The sequence below is a fragment of the Mesorhizobium sp. M2C.T.Ca.TU.002.02.1.1 genome (assembly GCF_003997225.1).
In genome coordinates, this window is record NZ_RZTO01001254.1 from 1 (window position 1) to 1149 (window position 1149).

Below are 1149 nucleotides of genomic sequence, written 5' to 3' on the forward strand. Positions count from 1 at the left end.
GCCCTGACGATGTTCTGGTAGCCGGTGCAGCGGCAGAGATTGCCGGCGATGCCGAAGCGGATCTCCTCCTCGCTCGGGTTCGGGTTTTCCTGCAGCAGACGATGCGCGCGGGTGATCATGCCCGGCGTGCAGAAACCGCATTGCAGGCCGTGCATCATGCGGAAGCCTTCCTGCAGCGCCGACAGGGTGCCGTCCGGGTTGGCGATGCCTTCGATCGTGGTGATCTCGGCGCCTTCGGCCTGCACCGCGAAGACGGTGCAGCTCTTCACCGACATGCCGTCCATGTCGATCGTGCAGGCGCCGCAATGGGTCGTTTCGCAACCGATATGCGGGCCGGTAAGCTGCAGGTTCTCGCGAATGAAATGGATGAGCAGCGTGCGCGGCTCGACCAGCCCTTCGACGGGCTGGCCGTTCACCGTCATGCTGACCTGGGTCTTCTTGGCCTGGGTCATCGATCGTCCTCCCTAACGAGTGACGGCGGCGGCGCGCTTCAGCGCCCGCTCGACCATGATGCCGCCGACATGTTTGCGGTATTCCGGCGGACCACGCCCGTCGCCGGCCGGGCTCATGATCGCCCTGGCTGCTTCGGCCGCCTTCTTCAGCGACGCATCATCGAGCGTCGTGCCGACCACGGCCGCCGCCGCGTCCTCGGCCAGCAGCGCCGTCTCGGAAAGGTTGGTGAGGCCGATCGAGCAGGTCGCCACCTTGCCGCCGGCCATGGTCAGCACCACGGCAGCGGCGGCGGTCGCATAGTCGCCGATCTTGCGCTTCAGCTTCTCGTAAGCGTAGCCATGGCCGGCCGGCGGTACGGGTATAGAGACCGAGGTGAGAATTTCGCCAGGCTCGAGGGCGGTGAAATATGCACCCTGATAGAACTCGCCAGCTGCGACCGTGCGGCTTCCGTCCGGCCCCTCCAGCGTATAATCGGCGCCGAGCGTCAGCATCAGGGCCGGCATGTCGTTGCCGGGATCGCCATTGGCGACATTGCCGCCGATGGTGCCGCGATAGCGCACCTGCGGGTCGGCGATCAGCAGGGCCGTCTCATGCAGGATCGGCAAAGCGGATGCGATCGTCTGCGACGCCAGCAGTTCATGCTGGGTGGTCATGGCGCCGATGACGATGCGGTCGCCGTCGCGAACGATCCTTTTC

Annotated in this window: 2 protein-coding genes; both read right to left on the minus strand. The window is 65.8% G+C overall.

All coding sequences use genetic code 11. From position 1 onward, the window contains the following. Positions 1-452 (minus strand): (2Fe-2S)-binding protein (locus EOD07_RS35215; RefSeq protein ID WP_164772883.1); only part of this gene is annotated, 452 nt, incomplete at its 3' end. Between the two features lie 12 nt (positions 453-464). Next, the coding region (locus EOD07_RS35220) for an FAD binding domain-containing protein (protein ID WP_127238423.1) at positions 465-1149 on the minus strand (685 nt) is incomplete at its 5' end.